General features: G+C 49.4%; 13 protein-coding genes. 6 read left to right on the top strand and 7 right to left on the bottom strand.

Annotation, left to right across the window (positions count from 1 at the left end; all coding sequences use genetic code 11):
* Nucleotides 1-135 precede the first annotated feature (135 nt).
* Nucleotides 136-1116: a 1-phosphofructokinase family hexose kinase gene (locus CULFRC11_RS06530; RefSeq protein WP_023635851.1), complete on the bottom strand. Its 981-nt coding sequence runs from the start codon at nt 1114-1116 to the stop codon at nt 136-138.
* Nucleotides 1113-1916: a DeoR/GlpR family DNA-binding transcription regulator gene (locus tag CULFRC11_RS06525; RefSeq protein WP_023635850.1), complete on the bottom strand. Its 804-nt coding sequence runs from the start codon at nt 1914-1916 to the stop codon at nt 1113-1115. The genes CULFRC11_RS06530 and CULFRC11_RS06525 overlap by 4 nt, the downstream gene beginning before the upstream one ends.
* 210 nt (nt 1917-2126) lie before the next feature.
* On the opposite strand from CULFRC11_RS06525, the gene ptsP reads away from it, so the two are divergent.
* Nucleotides 2127-3830 carry a phosphoenolpyruvate--protein phosphotransferase gene (ptsP, locus tag CULFRC11_RS06520; protein ID WP_023635849.1) on the top strand — a complete coding sequence of 568 codons (1704 nt, stop codon included), beginning with the start codon at nt 2127-2129 and terminating at the stop codon, nt 3828-3830.
* Nucleotides 3831-3909: 79 nt separating this feature from the next.
* Here ptsP and CULFRC11_RS06515 read toward each other — a convergent pair whose 3' ends face one another.
* Together CULFRC11_RS06515 and lexA are read right to left on the bottom strand one after the other, a co-directional pair.
* Entirely contained in the window at nt 3910-4686 is a 777-nt protein-coding gene (locus tag CULFRC11_RS06515) for a transcriptional regulator SugR (RefSeq protein ID WP_013911699.1), read from the bottom strand.
* A gap of 289 nt (nt 4687-4975) precedes the next feature.
* A complete protein-coding gene (gene lexA, locus CULFRC11_RS06510; protein WP_023635848.1) occupies nt 4976-5683 on the bottom strand; it encodes a transcriptional repressor LexA in 708 nt (235 codons plus the stop codon).
* Between the two features lie 300 nt (nt 5684-5983).
* Between lexA and CULFRC11_RS06505 the strand changes: the two genes are divergently transcribed.
* A complete protein-coding gene (locus CULFRC11_RS06505) occupies nt 5984-6367 on the top strand; it encodes a hypothetical protein (RefSeq protein WP_023635847.1) in 384 nt (127 codons plus the stop codon).
* 108 nt (nt 6368-6475) lie between these two features.
* On the top strand, nt 6476-6931 hold the full coding sequence (gene nrdR / locus CULFRC11_RS06500) for a transcriptional regulator NrdR (protein WP_013911696.1): 456 nt from the start codon (nt 6476-6478) through the stop codon (nt 6929-6931).
* Here the strand turns inward: nrdR and hrpA are convergent.
* On the bottom strand, nt 6928-10926 hold the full coding sequence (gene hrpA, locus CULFRC11_RS06495) for an ATP-dependent RNA helicase HrpA (RefSeq protein WP_023635846.1): 3999 nt from the start codon (nt 10924-10926) through the stop codon (nt 6928-6930). The two genes, nrdR and hrpA, sit on opposite strands and share 4 nt — an antisense overlap.
* Before the next feature lie 249 nt (nt 10927-11175).
* On the opposite strand from hrpA, the gene CULFRC11_RS06490 reads away from it, so the two are divergent.
* Nucleotides 11176-12204, top strand: a complete 1029-nt coding sequence (locus CULFRC11_RS06490) for a DUF2189 domain-containing protein (RefSeq protein WP_038620614.1) — start codon at nt 11176-11178, stop codon at nt 12202-12204.
* Nucleotides 12205-12281: 77 nt separating this feature from the next.
* Here the strand turns inward: CULFRC11_RS06490 and CULFRC11_RS06485 are convergent, their stop codons facing one another.
* Nucleotides 12282-13223 (bottom strand): hydrogen peroxide-inducible genes activator, encoded by a 942-nt coding sequence (locus CULFRC11_RS06485; protein WP_023635844.1) that lies wholly within the window; start codon nt 13221-13223, stop codon nt 12282-12284.
* Nucleotides 13224-13536: 313 nt separating this feature from the next.
* Here CULFRC11_RS06485 and CULFRC11_RS06480 point away from each other — a divergent pair, with 313 nt between their 5' ends.
* Both CULFRC11_RS06480 and CULFRC11_RS06475 read left to right on the top strand, forming a co-directional pair.
* Nucleotides 13537-14133 carry a peroxiredoxin gene (locus tag CULFRC11_RS06480; protein ID WP_023635843.1) on the top strand — a complete coding sequence of 199 codons (597 nt, stop codon included), beginning with the start codon at nt 13537-13539 and terminating at the stop codon, nt 14131-14133.
* A gap of 145 nt (nt 14134-14278) precedes the next feature.
* Nucleotides 14279-14803, top strand: coding sequence for an alkylhydroperoxidase, AhpD family (locus CULFRC11_RS06475; RefSeq protein WP_023635842.1), 525 nt, complete (start codon nt 14279-14281; stop codon nt 14801-14803).
* Between the two features lie 135 nt (nt 14804-14938).
* Here the strand turns inward: CULFRC11_RS06475 and CULFRC11_RS06470 are convergent, their stop codons facing one another.
* Entirely contained in the window at nt 14939-17479 is a 2541-nt protein-coding gene (locus CULFRC11_RS06470; RefSeq protein WP_023635841.1) for a DEAD/DEAH box helicase, read from the bottom strand.
* Nucleotides 17480-17520: the final 41 nt, after the last annotated feature.

Here is a 17520-nt window from a genome sequence, read left to right as displayed (position 1 = left end):
CTATGCCTCCGTTCGCGTCAAGGACGATAAGAAAAGGCTGTCCTTCATTGTGGCGGTGAAAGGCAAACTGCGTGATAGATAGGGGTAGTGGCTAAAAACAGCACCGTCCGGTGCTCGGAGATTGTTCGAGTAGGGTTAAGAAACTTTAATCTTAGTAAAAGCGAAGACTCGAGTTCCGGCTACGTCTATGAGATCAGGTGTTGGGATAGTGGTTCCAGGTAAGGCTGCGGCTGCGCTGCCATATGCGACGCCTAGTGCTAGAGACTCGGACTGGGATAAGCCTGTGCTTTGTCCCATGATAAAACCGGCGAGGGTACAATCGCCAGCCCCTACAGTGGAGACGACGGTGGTCTCCGGTGGCTGAGCAATCCATGAACCGGTAGTAGAGACTAGTACGGCTCCTGAAGCTCCCAGCGTTACTAGTACGGCTTCCAGTCCCTGCTTTATCAGCTCTTCTGCCGCGGAAACCACGGGCTCGTAGTTTCCTTTTTCGGCTTCAGCTTCAAAATCTATGTCCTTAGCACCAACTAGCTGACCTAGTTCCATGCCATTCGGCTTAATTATTGTGGGGGCGACCCTAGTAAAATCAGCGGCTAGTGCAACGAGTGGTTTATCAGAAGTGTCAATAGCGATGTTGATGCCCGGAATCTCTTTTTGCAGCTTTTCCACGAGTTGGGAGTACCAATTTATGGGTGCTCCAGGTGGCAATGAACCGGAGAGAACGACCCATGATGCGCGTCGTGAAAGAGCAAGGAGCTCAGATTCCAAAGCTTCAATATTCGTGGAATCTAGTTGTGCACCTTGATCATTAAATTTTGTTGTTGTTCCGTCAGGCTCGGTAACGGCGGTATTCACTCGAACGTGCCCACAGACTGGTACCGCGTGTCCTGGAATTTCAGCTTGCTTGACCAACTCTATAAAAGGGTCGTGTGCTGCGGAGGGGAAGAGCGCAATAGTTTCATGTCCCGCTTTTGCTATCGCCTGAGAAACGTTTACCCCTTTTCCGCCGGCTACGCTTTTGTTAGAGATCGGGCGTTGTACAGAGCCGCGTCGTAAAGCGGTATCGAGGGTGAGCGTTGTGTCGATGCTGGGATTGGGTGTGAATGTAAGTATCACGGGATCACCACCTGGGTGTTGAATGTGTTGAAGCTGGCTTGTAGCTGTTTCGAGGCATGCCGGTCGGTTACTAAGAAATCGATATCATCAATGCTGGCAAACGTGACGTCAGAAGTTCGGTTAAGTTTCCCGGAGTCGCAGAGCGCAACTACGCATCGGGACTGTTCGATCATGGTTGCTTTGATGGAAGCCTCTCGCGGATCGGACGTGGTCAGTCCGGTTTCAATGCTGAGACCGGTTGTCCCCATGAACGCGATGTCTGCTTTAAGCGTGCGTAGGGATGCTTCCGCTTTTTCGCCAACAATCGCTTGAGTTCTCCCCTTAAGCGTCCCCCCAAGGATCATTACGTCGGGGACACCGGCTCCGCTAAGAGTTCTGGCCACGTTTGGGGAATTGGTAACAACTAGCCAGTTTTGTCCCACATAGTTGCGGGCTAAAACGCTGGCGAAACTCTCTGTAGTAGACCCTGCATCAATGAAGATGGCCGCGTTCGGTCCTGGAATCAAAGGCAGAGCTGCGTGCGCGATGGCTTGTTTGCGCCGTTGTGATTGATGGATGGGAAGATCATCGTCATCATCTACCGCAAGTATTTCTATATGGGGCATGGGGAAACCTGATACTGCGCCGCCATGAACTCGCGTGAGCAAACCTTGATGTTCAAGGCTTTTTAAATCGCGTCTGATCGTCTCGGGTGTGACACAAAAACGCTGAGAAAGCTGTGTCACGCTACAACGGCCCAAATCGTTGGTAAGGGTGACAATTGCTGATTGTCTAAGTTGAACCTCTTCGACGGTGGCCATAGTCACCTCCTAACAAAATTGGCGTTTTGTGAAGAGTTGAAGCATGCTGATTTCCGCCGTTTTTACCGTTTCTGCTGGAAAAATGTTGAAATCAATGCCCAATTTATGCCCACTTATGTCTGTTTGTCAATAGTTCTCTGTTTGTTTGGTTGCGGAAATGTTGAGTTTGTGGTGATGTGTAGGAAGAATGAACTTCAACTGTGAAGATGGGTGGAAACCTTGAATAACGTTGCAACTGACACAGTTTTTAAGGGCACTGGAGTAGTATCTGGTGTTCGCTACGCAAAAGCTGTGTGGATTAGCCCGCGTCCAGAATTGCCGCAGGCTGGTGAAGTGATCGAGGAGTCCCTGCGCGAGGCTGAGTTTGAACGTTTTACCACCGCTGCGGACGTCGTCGCTAAGCGCTTGCTTGATCGCTCACAACGCGCAGAGGGCGCTGCTTCGGAGGTCTTGAAAGCGACTGCAGGCATGGTCAATGATCGCGGCTGGCGAAAGGCTGTGAAAAAAGGCACACAAGGTGGCCACCCGGCCGAATATGCCGTTGTTGCGGCTACTACTAAATTTGTTTCGTTGTTTGAGGCCGCCGGTGGAATTATGGCCGAGCGCACAACGGACCTACGTGATATCCGGGACCGTGTGATTGCACAGCTTCGCGATGAACCGGAACCAGGTCTCCCAGATGTTGAAGAGCAGGTTGTGCTTTTCGCTGATGATCTCTCGCCTGCGGATACTGCAGCGCTAGACACTGATTTTTTTGTCGGGCTAGTCACTGAACTAGGTGGGCCGACCAGCCATACCGCTATCATCGCTCGACAACTGAACGTGCCTTGTATCGTGGCAGCGGGAGAGAAGATTCATAAGGTGCAGCTCGGTGAGCCCGTGCTTGTCGACGGTGCCCTGGGGACCGTGACTCTTAAAGCGGACCCAGAAACCGCCCGCGCAGCGGAGCAAGAATCCAAGCTACTCGCAGAGCGTATTGCGCAATGGCGAGGCCCGGCGACCACCAAAGACGGACACCGTGTGCAGCTGCTGGCTAATGTTCAAGATGGTAAAGCCGCTCGTATTGCAGCCACTGATAGCCAGGCTGAAGGTATTGGTTTATTCCGTACTGAGATGTGCTTCCTCACCGCAACGGAAGAGCCAAGCGTTGAGGAACAGGCGGAAGTTTACAAGAAGGTCTTAGAACAGTTCCCGGATTCTAAGGTTGTCGTCCGGTCACTAGATGCCGGTTCTGATAAGCCTGTTGCTTTCGCTTCAATGGCAGATGAAATGAACCCAGCTCTTGGAGTGAGGGGGCTTCGGGTGGCGCGTGCTAATGAGGCTCTCTTGACTCGACAGCTTGATGCTATTGCCAAAGCAGCTGCGGATCTTGGTCGCGATGAACATTCACCGACGTGGGTTATGGCGCCGATGGTGGCAACTGCTCGTGAAGCGAAATGGTTTGCGGGGCTATGCGCAGACCGTGGTTTGGTCGCGGGTGCCATGATTGAAGTCCCAGCGGCTTCTTTGATGGCAGACAAGCTTATGCCGCATCTTGACTTTGTTTCCATCGGTACAAATGACCTCACTCAGTACACCATGGCTGCGGATCGTATGTCTCCACAGCTGGCATACCTGACCGATCCATGGCAGCCGGCGGTACTACGCCTTATTGCTCACACTTGTAAAGAGGGAGCGCGGTTTGATACCGCTGTGGGCGTTTGCGGCGAGGCTGCTGCTGATCCTCTGTTGGCCTGTGTACTTACCGGATTAGGTGTTAACTCGCTATCCGCTGCCTCGACGGCTATTGCAGGCGTTGGCGCTCAGCTTGCTGCCGTTGATATGGAAACCTGCAAAAAAGCGGCAGAAGCAGCATTGGATGCTGAGGGTGCTAAAGAAGCACGCGCCGCTGTGAGAGCTATCATTCAGCCTTAGTCTAGGCCTAGAACCTCAAAGGGGCGGGGCTACCAGTAATATATGGTGGCCCCGCCCCTTTGTTGCGGCGTTTGTTTATTTACGCGGTGATGACCTCAACGTCATGTTCGCGGAGGGCTTTAATGAATGATTCGGGAGCATTTGAGTCTGTAATCACTACGTCTATGTCGTTGATGGAACCAAAGCTGACAAGATAATCGGTTCCCATTTTTGTTGAGTCGCACAAGACGACCACTTTATGTGCATTTGTGATCATGGCTGATTTGATTGCTGCTTCTTGAGAATCAGCGGTGGAAAGGCCGTGATCGATTGTCAGCGCATTTGTCCCGATAAAGGCGACATCTGCGCGCATGAGAGCTAATGTTCGTAGCGCAGTGTCACCCACGACGGCTTGCGTGATTGCGCGTACGCTACCACCAAGAAGCTGGATCTCGTCGAGCCCTGAGTTGGCTAGGGTTAACGCGATGGAGAGGCTGTTGGTAACGATTGACCAATGTTTTGCAGCTGGTTGAACCGACAAAAGTTCCGCCAAAGCAGCTGTGGTCGTACCTGCATCAAGGAACATTCCACCATGAGATTCAGGGAGATATGACAAAGCGGCGTGCGCAATGGAGTTTTTAGCTCCGGATGCTGAACGCGCACGAGTATCCAAACTGAATTCGGTGGTTTGGAATGTTTGATTTGCCACAGCACCGCCATGAACTCGATGAACGACTCCCTCACGGTCCAGCACTGCCAGATCTCGACGGATAGTCTCAGCGGTAACATCAAATCGGGCGGCAAGCTCAGTGACATTGACGCGCCCCTCTACCGCCGTAAGAGAAGCTATTTGGCGCCGTCGTTCTTCTGAGTACATGTCCAATCCCTTCGAGTGAAATCAAATATCGGAAAAGTTTGGCACTAGAACCGTTGTTTTCCGTAAGACTTACCTCTTGTTATTTTGTCACGGGTAAAAGGAGAAAACAGTCAAACGGACAAATGAATCACGAATGTTCGGACATGAATCAAAATATTTTTTGGGAAAAGTAGGCGTTAGCCAAGGTGGCGGTGTCCGTTTTATTTGAATGTGATGTTTATCTTGCTTTTCGCATGCTCCCTGAAGTGGGGGTAGCTGTGCTGTGCAATCTAAAAAGATAAGGGTGGATCTAGAGTTTTCGAATAACGGAAACTACCTTGCCCATGATGTCTGCTTGGTCACCTGGAATTGGTGAGAAAGCATCATTATGGGGGAGTAGCCATACCCCTGAAGAATCTTTGTGGAATTCTTTCACGGTGGCCTCGCCATCAATAAGGGCGGCAACAAATTCACCTTGTTCTGCAACAGGTTGGGAACGTACAACTACCCAGTCTCCGTTGAGGATTCCTGCGTCTCGCATGGATTCGCCTACAACTTCGAGCATATATAGTTCGCCATCTCCCACAATCTCTTGGGGGAGGGGGTAATAGGCATCTACGTTTTCTTCGGCAAGAATCGGGCTACCTGCGGCAATGGATCCTACGATAGGAATGAAGCTAGTAGGTGAAGTTTCGGAGGGGTCTGGCGACTTGCTCGGCTTTGCGTTTTGTTTCCTGCCCGGTTTAGGGGTGCTGGATTCGGGCAGTGTTCTCACGTCGACAGCGCGTGGTTTATTAGGGTCTCTGCGCAAATACCCTTTCTTTTCTAGCTCTTTGAGTTGATACGCCACGGATGAGGTGGACTGCAAGCCTGCGGCATCTCCAATTTCTCGAATGCTTGGTGGGTAGCCTCTCAAAACAACAGCATCTCTGATTACTTCAAGGATGCGTCGCTGACGTTCGGAAAGCTTCTTCTGGTCAGGCTCGGTGGCGTTCGGTTTATTTGATTGTTTGGCCATTGATGTCATATCCCTTCAGGATTTTTTTTGGGGGGGGGAGTTCTTTTAATGCTCCGCGAACGTGTTCGTCCTCTACTGCTGTTTACCTTAGCTTATCTTTGTGCCCTTAGGGTGATCTGTTCGAAAAAATGGATGAGAAACTTGACCGTATGTTCGAAAAGGTGTAAAAATCGAACATGTGATTGATTCTTCGAACATATGATCGTGTTTCTGTGTGGTGTGTTTGAAGTGGTTTTTATAGTGACTTTGTTGCTAAAACAGCAGGGATGATTTCTTTGCTGCGAAAAGTTAGGAAGAGTAATGACGCTGGCTTATCGCCCTCAAAAAATGAGTGATTCTCGGGTAAATCGAGCGCAAATTGTTCCTGCGTCGGATGTCTGGGACATTGACGCGAATCGTAACAATGATATTAAAACGAATGTTCGTACACTTTCCTTGCATGAAGGATCTGGATGTAATAGAGGCAACCACAAAGAGTGGCGGAGTCTGTTAATCACATCGGATCCTCGCTGGAAGGAACATGCCAGTAATGCGCTTGCTGGTGCTGTTTTTGGTCTCTTCCTTCTTCTGGGAATCGTCGTTGCAGGCGAGGTAGAAGGAAACCCGCATGCGATCCCCGCACAAAGCACTACTGGCTCTGAAACTCTACATGCAGGAATACCCCAGTTCGGTGATAGTAACTAGGACATCGTGCGTTTTTGGAGGTCGCCTTTAACGACTATTGCTTAAGCCTGTGCGGTAGCCTTTAAGTTACGCTAGTTAAACGACTATCGACTGTAGGGATTATTCAAAGTGTATTGCCCGTTCTGCCACCATGAGCATTCCAAAGTTATCGATACCAGAATGATTGATGCTGGTTCAGCAATCAGGCGGCGGCGTGAATGCTCGGAGTGCAATGGCCGTTTTACCACTGTGGAAAAGGCACAGTTACTAGTAGTAAAACGTAATGGCCTGACGGAGCCCTTTAGCCGCGATAAAGTTATCGTGGGCGTGAGGAGAGCTTGCCAGGGGCGTGACGTGAGCGAAGACGCATTAAAACGATTGGCCCAACAAGTAGAGGAACGTATCCGAAAGCACGGAAGTTCTCAGATTCAGGCAAATGCCATAGGCCTAGCAATTTTGGAACCTTTACGAGAACTCGATGAAGTTGCCTATTTGCGCTTTGCTTCTGTCTATAAATCGTTTGAGAGCGTTAATGATTTTGAATCTGAGATCCGTTTGATGCGGCGGCGTGATCGTAGCCTTTAGAGCTGCTCGATTGCTTTTGCAATCTTCCTTTCAGAGACTGATTGTGCAGTTCCCAGCCTTTGTGCAAAAAGGCTGACACGCAATTCTTGAATCATCCATTGGATATCTCGTATCTGCCGAGTAGATTTTCCGTGCCCGGACTTTTGAACTTTCTGTGCTAGGTCTCGTTCTAATCGATTAATCAGTAATTGCCTGTCTGCATCTCGGTCAGGCATCCGGCCCATGTCTTCGAGCCGAAGCGTGATTGCTTGCACGTATCTTGAAAGATGCTTGAGGCGTTGTGCTCCATGTTGGGATATGGCATGCGGCGGAAGTAGAAAATTGAGTTGATTATTAATATCGTCGATAGCTGGACCTGTCCAATTGCTGATCTCTGATTTGATGCGGAGATAAGAGTTAATACCGGGGGCTAACTCGACGACTATTGCACGCACCTTGCTAGGAACCAATGGTTTGATAACCGCTTGTAGCTTGGAGAACTCTTCTGGCGACCTCACTGCGCCACCGTGAGCAATAATTAAGTCTCGTATGACTGCAACCCGCGCATCGTTGACAAAACCTGTGGCGCTACCGTGCGGATAATTTTCTATAGCAACTCGTTGCTGCAACGGCAGGCCATTGAGCATCTTTTGGGTGTTCACGGGCACGGCTTTGAGTAATAACGTTAGCGTCGCTGTAAACATAGATGCATCAGCCTCGCGTTTAGTCGCCATAGCTTTGACAGAAACACCTTCGGGCGTAACCACAAGTGCTGGGTACGTTGTCACTATCTGCCCATCGACTTTTGTGGTGACTTCTTGTGCAATAGCTCCTAGGGACTGAGTAGTCCATTCCTTAGCAGAAGACTGCTCGACTGCCTGAGATACCCGCGAAACTGATGCTCGGATCTGTTCGGAACGTCGGGATTTGAGCGACTCGAGTGATTTATCTTGATCGATGATACGTCCGCGTTTGTCCACAGCAGCGAATGTTATTTTGAGATGTTTGGGAAGTGCTTGTGGGCTGAAGTCTTCCGCAGATATTCCAGGACGGCCTAACTCTGATAAGCATTCGCCGATGCGCTGGTAAAGGGAACCATCACGATAGACCAGCATAGCTGTGATTTTATGGGCAAAATCAGGTGCAGGAACAACGGTTTTACGTAGATGTTTAGGTAAAGAACGGATCAGGTCAGTAACTAGATCTTCCAACAGTCCTGGGACAAGCCACTCAAACCCATCAGCATCGAGGCCTCCCAGCAACGGCACGGGTACAAGAACGGTGACACCGTCGTCTTCAGCACTGGGATCAAAGTGATAAGTTAATCCGAATTCCAAAGACCCTCGGCGCCATACATCGGGGAAATCTTTTTCATCGACGTTTGCTGCGCCATCTCGGCGCAGTTCCTCCAGATCAAAGTCCAGAAGGTGTGGCGTTTTGTGCGCAGTAGTTTTCCACCAGCGGTCAAAGGAACGTCCGGTGGCGATGTGCTTGGGGATTCTGGAATCGTAAAAGCTAAAGAGAGTATCTTCATCGACTACAACATCACGGCGTCGGATTTTTTCTTCAATTTGCGCAGCTGAAAGTAGTTTTTCTGCATTACGACGATAAAAGGCATGGTGCGTAGTCCAATTGCCGTTGACTAGCGCCTCCCGGATGAACATATCGCGGGCAGCTCGAAGATCAATAGAGGCATACCCGACTGATCTATCCGCAATAACTGGCACACCATATAACGTTGACCTTTGGTGCACCATGGCGGCCACGCGCTTTGTGGACCAATACGGCTCAGAGTAATGGTGTTTGAGCAGGTTTTTACCTATATGTTCGACCCAAGCGGGATCGATTTCCGCTACATTCCGTGCCCACAATCGGGAAGTTTCTACCAGTTCCGCTGCCATCAGAAACTGCGGTGGACGCTTGGATAGAGAAGAACCTGGGAATACTAAAAACCTGGAGTTTCTGCTTCCTATGAACTCTTTGGAATCACCGTCGCGCAGACCAATATGGGACAACAATCCAGAGAGCAGAGCTTTGTGTAAATTGTCGGGATTGAAGGTCCCTCCGATATCTTCTGGGTTGGTCCATCCAATTTGTTCCCCGATACTACGCAACTGACGAATGAGATCTGACCATTCCCTGATGCGCATATAGTGCAAAAATTCGGATTGCATGGTGCGTCGGAAAGCATTACCAGACAGTTCTGCACGCTTTTCTGCGATGTATTCCCAGAGCTTAAGATAGCTAAGAAAATCGCTGCTTGTGTCTTTAAAACGTGCGTGGAGTTGGTCCGCCTGGCTTTGCTTTTCCAATGGACGTTCACGGATATCTTGAATGCTCAAAGCGGCTACCACTATGTAGGCCTCTCTGAGACAACCGTATTCTTCTGCAGCAATCAGCATTCGTGCAAGACGAGGATCTAGAGGAATCTTGGCCAAGCTACGGCCAACTGTGGTGAGGCGAAGAGAATCTTCTTGGTCCGAATCGGTGAGAGCTCCTAGTTCTTTGAGAAGCAAGAAGCCATCGCGGATGGCTCGGGTATCAGGAGCCTGAATAAAAGGAAAGTTTTCAATATCGCCTAATTTGAGCGAAGCCATCCGAAGGATAACACTGGCCAAATTTGTTCGCAGGATTTCTGGGTCAGTAAATTCCGGTCGAGACTCAAAATCTTGCTGAGAGTACAAGCGGATCGCTATGCCATCCGTGACACGACCACAGCGTCCTGACCTTTGGTTAGCGCTAGCCTGCGAAATTGGTTCGATAGGAAGGCGCTGGACTTTAGTCCGAGTGGAATACCTGGAAATGCGTGCGGTTCCGGTGTCCACCACAAAATGAATACCGGGAACAGTAAGTGAGGTTTCTGCGATGTTGGTTGCTAAAACAATTCGGCGTCCTGAATGGGGAGAGAAAACCCGATGTTGCTCTTGGTTGGAGAGTCGGCCGAAGAGGGGAGTGACCTCAACGTTTTTCCAGCGTTTGGCTTCGATAGCATCCATGGCCTCGCGAATATCTGCTTCTCCTGCAAAGAAGCACAGGATATCTCCGGGACCGTATCCCATAAGTTCCTGGATGGCTTGGATGAGTCCATCGATGGGATCGACGTCTATAAGTTTTTCGCCCTCGGAGAGTTCAAGCGGACGATAAAGAATCTCAACGGGGTATGTGCGCCCGGAGACTTCAATGATTGGTGCAGGATTACCGTGGGCGTCAGAGAAGTGCTGTGCAAATCGTTCTGGATCGATTGTCGCAGAGGTAATGATGACTTTAAGATCAGGACGCCGTGGAAGGAGCTGCTTGAGGTAGCCGAGAATAAAATCGATATTGAGACTGCGCTCGTGTGCTTCATCGATGATTATTGTGTCGTAATCGTTGAGGAAGCGATCTCGCTGCATCTCTGCGAGCAGAATGCCGTCGGTCATCAACTTGATAGACGTGGACGCAGAAACGCGATCATCAAAACGGATGGCATATCCCACCGAATCACCGATTTTTTGACCGAGTTCTTCCGCGATGCGTTCTGCAACCGTGCGTGCAGCAAGCCGCCGCGGTTGTGTATGGCCGATCAAACCACGTACTCCGCGGCCTAGCTCTAAACAGATCTTAGGAATTTGCGTGGTTTTTCCCGATCCTGTTTCTCCCGCAATAATGACAACCTGATTGTTGGTGATAGCTTCTGCGATAGCGTCACGTTGGCTAGAGACTGGAAGATTCTCGGGGAACGTAACAGCAGGAATGTTTGCTGTTCGTTGTAATAATGTTGCCTGGGCTTGATCGATATCATTGGTGATAGCCTTAATGGCACCCATGGACGAGGCCTTGTGAATGCGACGAAGAAAGGCTCGTTCCTCGGCAATACTGACCTGATTAAGCTTTGCGCGAAGCGATTTCTTTGCAGAACGTAACTCGGCATCCAGTTGGGTGGACGCAGTCGAGTGCCGTTGTTTCCTAGGCGTGGTAGGGCTTGCGTTGGTATCAACGTTTTTATTATCGCTGGGCTGATGTTTCGCAGTACTCATTTCCTGACCATGGTACTTGGCTCTAACAAGTAAGAGAATCTCAACTGTTGAGCACCTGGTTTGTGGTGAAAGCAGCACATCACGCTCTTGCCCCTAATGTGGGTATTGTTTCCTGTTTTGTAGGTATAAGGGGTGGATAAGGAGGTATGCCTTACCCCCCATTGTGTTTAAACGATAATCTATACAATGAAAATTGTTTTTCCCTATCAAGAAAATAAGTATCAGAAAATAAATACACTGGAGGGTGTTATGTCTGACCCACATGATAAAGATGGCAATGTAACAGGGGATCATAATAAGGGTGGGGCAGATGATTTTCGCCCTTACCCAGAGGTTAATCATCCGGAAGACAAACCAGATTTTCCTTATAGCGCTGGCGAGCCTCGACAGAATCAGACGGGAAGCTATGACGGTTATTCTGCAAACGCAATGGAACAAACAGCTTCTGGGATAAATAGCAATGCTTATGCAAGCCCCGTGGCGCAGGAGATGCACCCGGACGTGGACCGATTTATGGTCACTGGTGATCCGGGGCTCCAGATCAAGTCTGCAATTAAATATGGATTTGGTATTACTTTTAGTCGTCCAGTGCTGTGGATCCTCGGTGCTTTTATTGTCTGTTTGATCGTTATCGGAGGCAGTATAGGCGTAGCGCTGCCACAGATAGCTTCTCAGCTTGATGCAGGTTCCACTCCCGGACCGGAAGATTCTGGTAGCCCAGTCTTTGACATCGTTGTTTCGTTGATTACTGTGTTCCTGACAGCATTCTTATATCAATTGCTATTGCTGCAAATAGACGGGAAAAAGATTTCTTTTTCTGCTGTTTTCCAAAAAGTAAATTATTGGCCTGCGACGCTTACTTTGCTAGCTATTGCCGTGATTGATTTTCTGATTCTGTTTGTGGTCGCCGCAGTCGTGGGCGTTAACCTGTGGAAAATCTCTGGTTCTATAACTGATCCGCAACTTATCGCTGTGACGTTGGGAGGGCTAGCAGTTTATGCTCTTGTCTCTCTATTAATCCAGCCATTTGTGAGTTTTTCTGCGTATTACGCAGCTGATCGCCGAGGTGGAGTAAAAGATGCTCTGTTGTGGGGAATTGCTGTTGGAAAGAAAAATTATCTTCGGATCCTTGGGTTTTTGATCCTTACCGGACTTATTTCTGTTGCTCTTATGATTTTTACACTTGGATTGGGAACGTTTATTGTCTTCCCAGTCATCTACAACGCTACAGTTCATGCTTATAGGCAACTCGCGGGTGGTCCATACCCGAAGTATTAGAGATAGGCTCCAAAAAAGATCATGAGAAAAGCGCTGTCCAATGGAAACCCATTGGACAGCGCTTTTCTGCTGTATGTTTATGCCTCGGAGGCTAAAGCGTTGTGATAAGCCTGTCCAACAATTGAACCAAGCTTCTGGTATTCCTCTGTGCGTGTGGAAGAAGCGCGGAATACTAAGCCCACTTGACGCGCGGCTGTTACTTCGCGTGCAAAGCTTACCGTCGCAATGTTAGGCCGATTGCATTCAATAGGTATTGAACTCTCGGGGACTAGTGTGCTTCCAAGGCCTGCTCCCACGAGCTGCATAACGGTGGTAAGGCTAGCTGCACGCATTTCAGCGTTCTTAGAGCGCGCAGGGTTAACATCTACCTGTTTGCAAAGGTCTACGATTTGGTCATGTAGGCAGTGACCGTCGTCAAGCAAAATAAGGTCGAGTTCTCGCAGGCTGCTCAAAGTGAGATTATCGCGCCCTGCAAACGGATGGTCTTTATGTACTACCATCCGGAAGTTTTCGGTATAAAGAGGCATCTCGATAATCCCTGGCTGCTCCGTGGGGAGCGCAAGCACTGCACAGTCGAGCTGTCCGTCTCGCAGTTGTTGGAGCAAATGTTTGGTTTGTTCTTCAATAATGCGTAATTCGAGATCGGGAAATTCCTCATGCACCAAATCAAGGAGTTGTGGGAGGATATAGGGTGCGATCGTTGGGATAATGCCTAAAGATAGGGGACCCGAAAGTGTGCCTGATGCTCCCTGGGCATAAGAAGTAAAAGCATCTGCAGCGTCTAGTGTGGCTTTTGCAAAGGGGAGGAGAGCCTCTCCTGCTGGGGTTACGATAACTCGCCGGGTAGAGCGCTCGATAAGCTGTACACCTAGGCCATTTTCCAGGGCAACCAGGGCCTGCGATAGGGATGGCTGTGAAATGGATAGCTTGGCTGCGGCGCTTCCGAAGTGCTTATTTTCTGCAATTGTGACAAAAGTTCGTAGCTGCGCGAGAGTCGGTCGGTATTCTTTATTGCTCATACCTATTTATTATAGCTAGTTAAATCGTAAAGTCATATTGACACTGTGGTAGCGAATAGGTATAAACGATTGTAGGTGCATGACACTACGGTGAAACCTATCAAGCGTGCCTGCTATGAAATGGATTATGTGGGGCTAGTGCACGGTCTGAGGCTTTGCTTCTAGCCCTAATACGTAATTCATACACTCATCGGCGCAGGCATCTTTTGGCATGCATAGGAGCATGATCTGCCGTGGTTAACTATGAAATCTTTGGATTTTTCGGCTGACTACGGAAATAAAAGTAACGTCATTTGTTTTATTGGAGGAAAACATGGCAATCCTGACAGTTGGAGAGAAGTTCCCTGAGTTCGAGCTCCTGGCCCTCAAAGGCGGTGACCTGCACAATGTTAACGCCTCCCAGCCTGAGGATTACTTTGAGACCGTTTCTTTGGACAAATATGAGGGCAAATGGAAGGTAGTCTTCTTCTATCCGAAGGACTTTACCTTTGTTTGCCCCACCGAGATTGCTGCATTTGGCAAGCTCGATGAGGAATTCCAAGATCGCGATACCCAGATCCTTGGTGGCTCCATTGACAACGAGTTCTCTCACTTTAACTGGCGCGCTACTCACCCTGAGCTCAAGACCATCCCATTCCCAATGTTCTCTGATATTAAGCATGAGCTTATCCGTGAGCTTGGTGTTGAGAACGCCGCAGGTGTCGCAGATCGCGCAACCTTTATCATTGATCCTGACGGAATCATCCAATTTGTTTCTGTTACCCCAGATGCTGTTGGTCGCAACGTAGATGAAGTTCTTCGTGTGTTGGACGCGCTTCAGTCTGAGGAAGTATGTGCTTGTAACTGGCAGAAGAATGACCCAACCAAGAACATCGACAAGCTTGAGGTAGTTCAGGAGTCGTTGAAGTAATCAGTTGAAGTAATCGACTGTGGTAACGCCTGCAAACACAAGGGGCGTGATTGGCCCGGAGCATATTCTTTGTATAGAGATTTTTATATAGAGACGTTAGCGCCGGGCCCTTTTAGATAAGAAAAAATTTCAATAAAGGAAACATATGTCCATCGAGAACCTTAAGAATGCACTTCCCGAGTACGCAAAGGACCAAAAACTAAACATTGGTACCCTTGTTAGGTCTACCGAACTCAGCGAACAACAGCTGTGGGGAACTTTAGTAGCCACTGCGGCAGCAACCCGCAACGAGACGGTTATCTCAGAAATCCTTGATGAGGCTCAGGACCATCTTTCTGCAGAAGCAATTGAAGCCGCTTTTGCTGCCGCGACCGTTATGGCTATGAATAACGTGGCTTACCGGGCCAAGAGCTGGCTCGGTGACGACTTTGCTCAGGTGAAATTTGGTCTGCGGATGAACATCATTAACAAGACCGGCGTGGATAAAGCTGACTTTGAACTATGGGCTGTTGCTGTTTCCGCGATTAATGGTTGCGAACACTGTGCAGTAGCACACGTTAAGACGGTACAAGAAGAAGGTCTGACCAAGGAACAAGTCTGGGAGAGCATCAAGATCGCTGGTGTAATGCAAGCCATCGCACAAGCAGTACAAATTGAGGCTGCTCGCTAAAAAAACGGCCAGCTAAAGCTGAAGCTATCATGTCTTTCGTGCTCGATAACTTCTGCGTGGGCCAAACTAAGAGAGTACGCGGTGCTTAAAGATTAGACTCTTAAGCACCGCGTACTCATATCAAAACATGAGATATTAATGCGTGTAATCGAGCGTTAATTGTGCGAAGCGTACTTCGCCTGCAGCATCGGAAGCATCAAGGTCAACAGTCCCGACAAAAGCAAAGGCGTTATCGCCCGCAGGATCCTTGATTATCTGGCGTACTTGCCATTCTCTGCCAGAAGACTGCACCAGGAAATACTCCCGACCACGAGCCTCCGGCCCAGTATCAAGATCCGAGTACTCGTCAAAGTAATCATCCAAAGCAGCTCCAAAATCGGGAACTTCGCTGAGATAAGCGAGCATTTCTTTGAGCTCGTCTTCTTTCTCATCTGCAAAAAGCTGGACTAATCGGAACATTATGTTGCGCACCATAATGGTAAAGGCGCGCCTATTAGCCGTAAGTGCGGTGGGGTCTTCCACTCCGAAAGCTAGCTCGCGTTCAAGGGTCTCTTGAGAAATCGGCGCATCGGGGTCTGCCATCTGAGCCCATTCGTCGACAAGCGAGGAGTCCACCTGGCGGACGACTTCTCCGAGCCAAATGATGACGTCGTCAAGCTCTTCGGTGCGATACTCGGCGGGGACGCTGTGTTGCAGTGTCCGCCACGCATCGGTGAGGTACCTCAGTACTACACCTTCAGAACGGGCAAGGCCGTATGTGGCTATCAGATCGCTGAAAGTCATGCCATGCTCGATCATGTCCCGGACTACTGATTTGGGGCTTAACTCAAATTCTTTAGCCCATGGATGGCCTTGCGCATATATCTCGAAAGCATTCTCTAATTCATCCTCTAAGGGCTTTGGCCATGTGATGTCCTCGATCAATTTCATGCGTTCGGTGTAGTCAACGCCCTCTGCTTTGAGCGCGGCTATCTCAGTTGCTCGTGCTTCTTTTTGCTGTGCGATCAACACCTGCCGAGGATCATCCAAAATAGCCTCGAAAGTACTAATCACGTCAAGAACAAAAGTGTCCGATTGACGGTCAAGCAGCTCAAGAGAGGCTAGCGCGAAAGGTGCCAAGGGCTGGTTGAGCGCAAAGTCTCGTTGAAGCTCCTGAGTAATCGCATAGTAGCGGCCGGTTTCATCCGGGGTTTCTAGCTTCTCGACGATCCCAGCGTTGAGAAGCCCCCTGAATAATTCAAGGCACGTCAGGATGTCTTTATTTTGCTTTTCACGCGAATCATGGTTGTTACGAAGCAATTGCTTGAGGTGCGTGTAGCCATTACCGGGGCGGCTAATGATATTAAGCAGCATTGAATTAGATACCCGAAATTGGCTTTGCAAATGCTCTGGTTCAGCGGTGCTGAGGCGCTCGTAGGTGCGTTCTCCCCAGACAACATCGCCGTCACGTGCCGATTTTTTGCGTAACTTTTTTAGCTTTTTGGGGTCACTGCCTGCTCGTTGCCGGAGTCGCCAATTTTCAATTTCAAATTCAGGAGCTTCGATTACTACAGAACCAACTGTGTCAAAGCCAGCTCGTCCCGCACGGCCTGCAATCTGATGGAATTCTCGAGACGCAAGGATGCGTTGTTTCGTACCATCAAATTTAGCTAGACCAGTAAACAATACGGTGCGAATAGGCACGTTAATGCCCACGCCTAAAGTATCTGTGCCGCAAATTACTCGCAGAAGCCCCGTCTGAGAAAGTTTTTCTACTAGACGGCGATATTTGGGCAGCATGCCAGCATGATGAACCCCGATACCACGACGTAGCAACTTGGAAAGGACATGTCCAAAGGTTGTCGTGAATTTAAAGTCACCTATTTCTTTGGCAATTTTTTCTTTAGCCTCGTTATCTATGATGGACATGCTTGTCAGCGATTGGGCGCGTTCGATCGCCTCCCGCTGGGTGAAATGCACAACGTAAATAGGGGCCTTACCTGTTGAAAGCAGGTCTTCAATGGTTTCGTGGATTGGCGTATAAACGTAGGAAAACTCCAGGGGAACCGGCCTTGTAGATCCGGAAACCAGCTGGGTATCGCGCCCAGTGCGCTGTTCTAGATCTCTTTCCAAGAAGGAAGTATCGCCTAATGTCGCTGACATGAGCAGGAACTGTGCCCGGGGGAGTTCCAAGAGTGGCACCTGCCATGCCCAGCCACGACCAGGTTCTGAATAATAGTGGAACTCATCCATGATTACTTGGTCGACATCGGATTGAGCACCATCCCGAAGCGCAATGTTGGCAACAATCTCGGCGGTGGCACAAATGATGGGAGCCCCGCCGTTGACAGTGGCATCACCCGTCATCATTCCTACTGACTCGGGGCCGAAAATATCGCATAGCGCGAAGAACTTTTCGCTGACAAGAGCCTTGATAGGAGCAGTATAAAAAGAGCGTTGTCCTCGCGCCATCGCAATAAAATGCGCTGCGATAGCGACCATAGATTTTCCGGACCCAGTGGGAGTAGCCAAAATGACATTGTCGCCGGCGAGAATTCCCAAAGCAGCTTCTTCTTGAGCTGGATAGAGAGAAATTCCTTTAGCTTTTGTCCACCCCAAGAAAGAGTCAAAAATAGCGTCGTCTAAAAGCGACGATGGGACTTCTTCTAGGTCGGGGAGCATCTGAGTAAGGTTCACAGTGATTAACCCTAGCTGGGTTTGTTGTCATGTGCTGAAAC

Source organism: Corynebacterium ulcerans, from assembly GCF_000767685.1.
Classification (GTDB): domain Bacteria; phylum Actinomycetota; class Actinomycetes; order Mycobacteriales; family Mycobacteriaceae; genus Corynebacterium; species Corynebacterium ulcerans.
The sequence above is the reverse complement of the archived record's forward strand: the minus strand, read 5'-3'. Positions and strand labels throughout refer to the sequence as shown.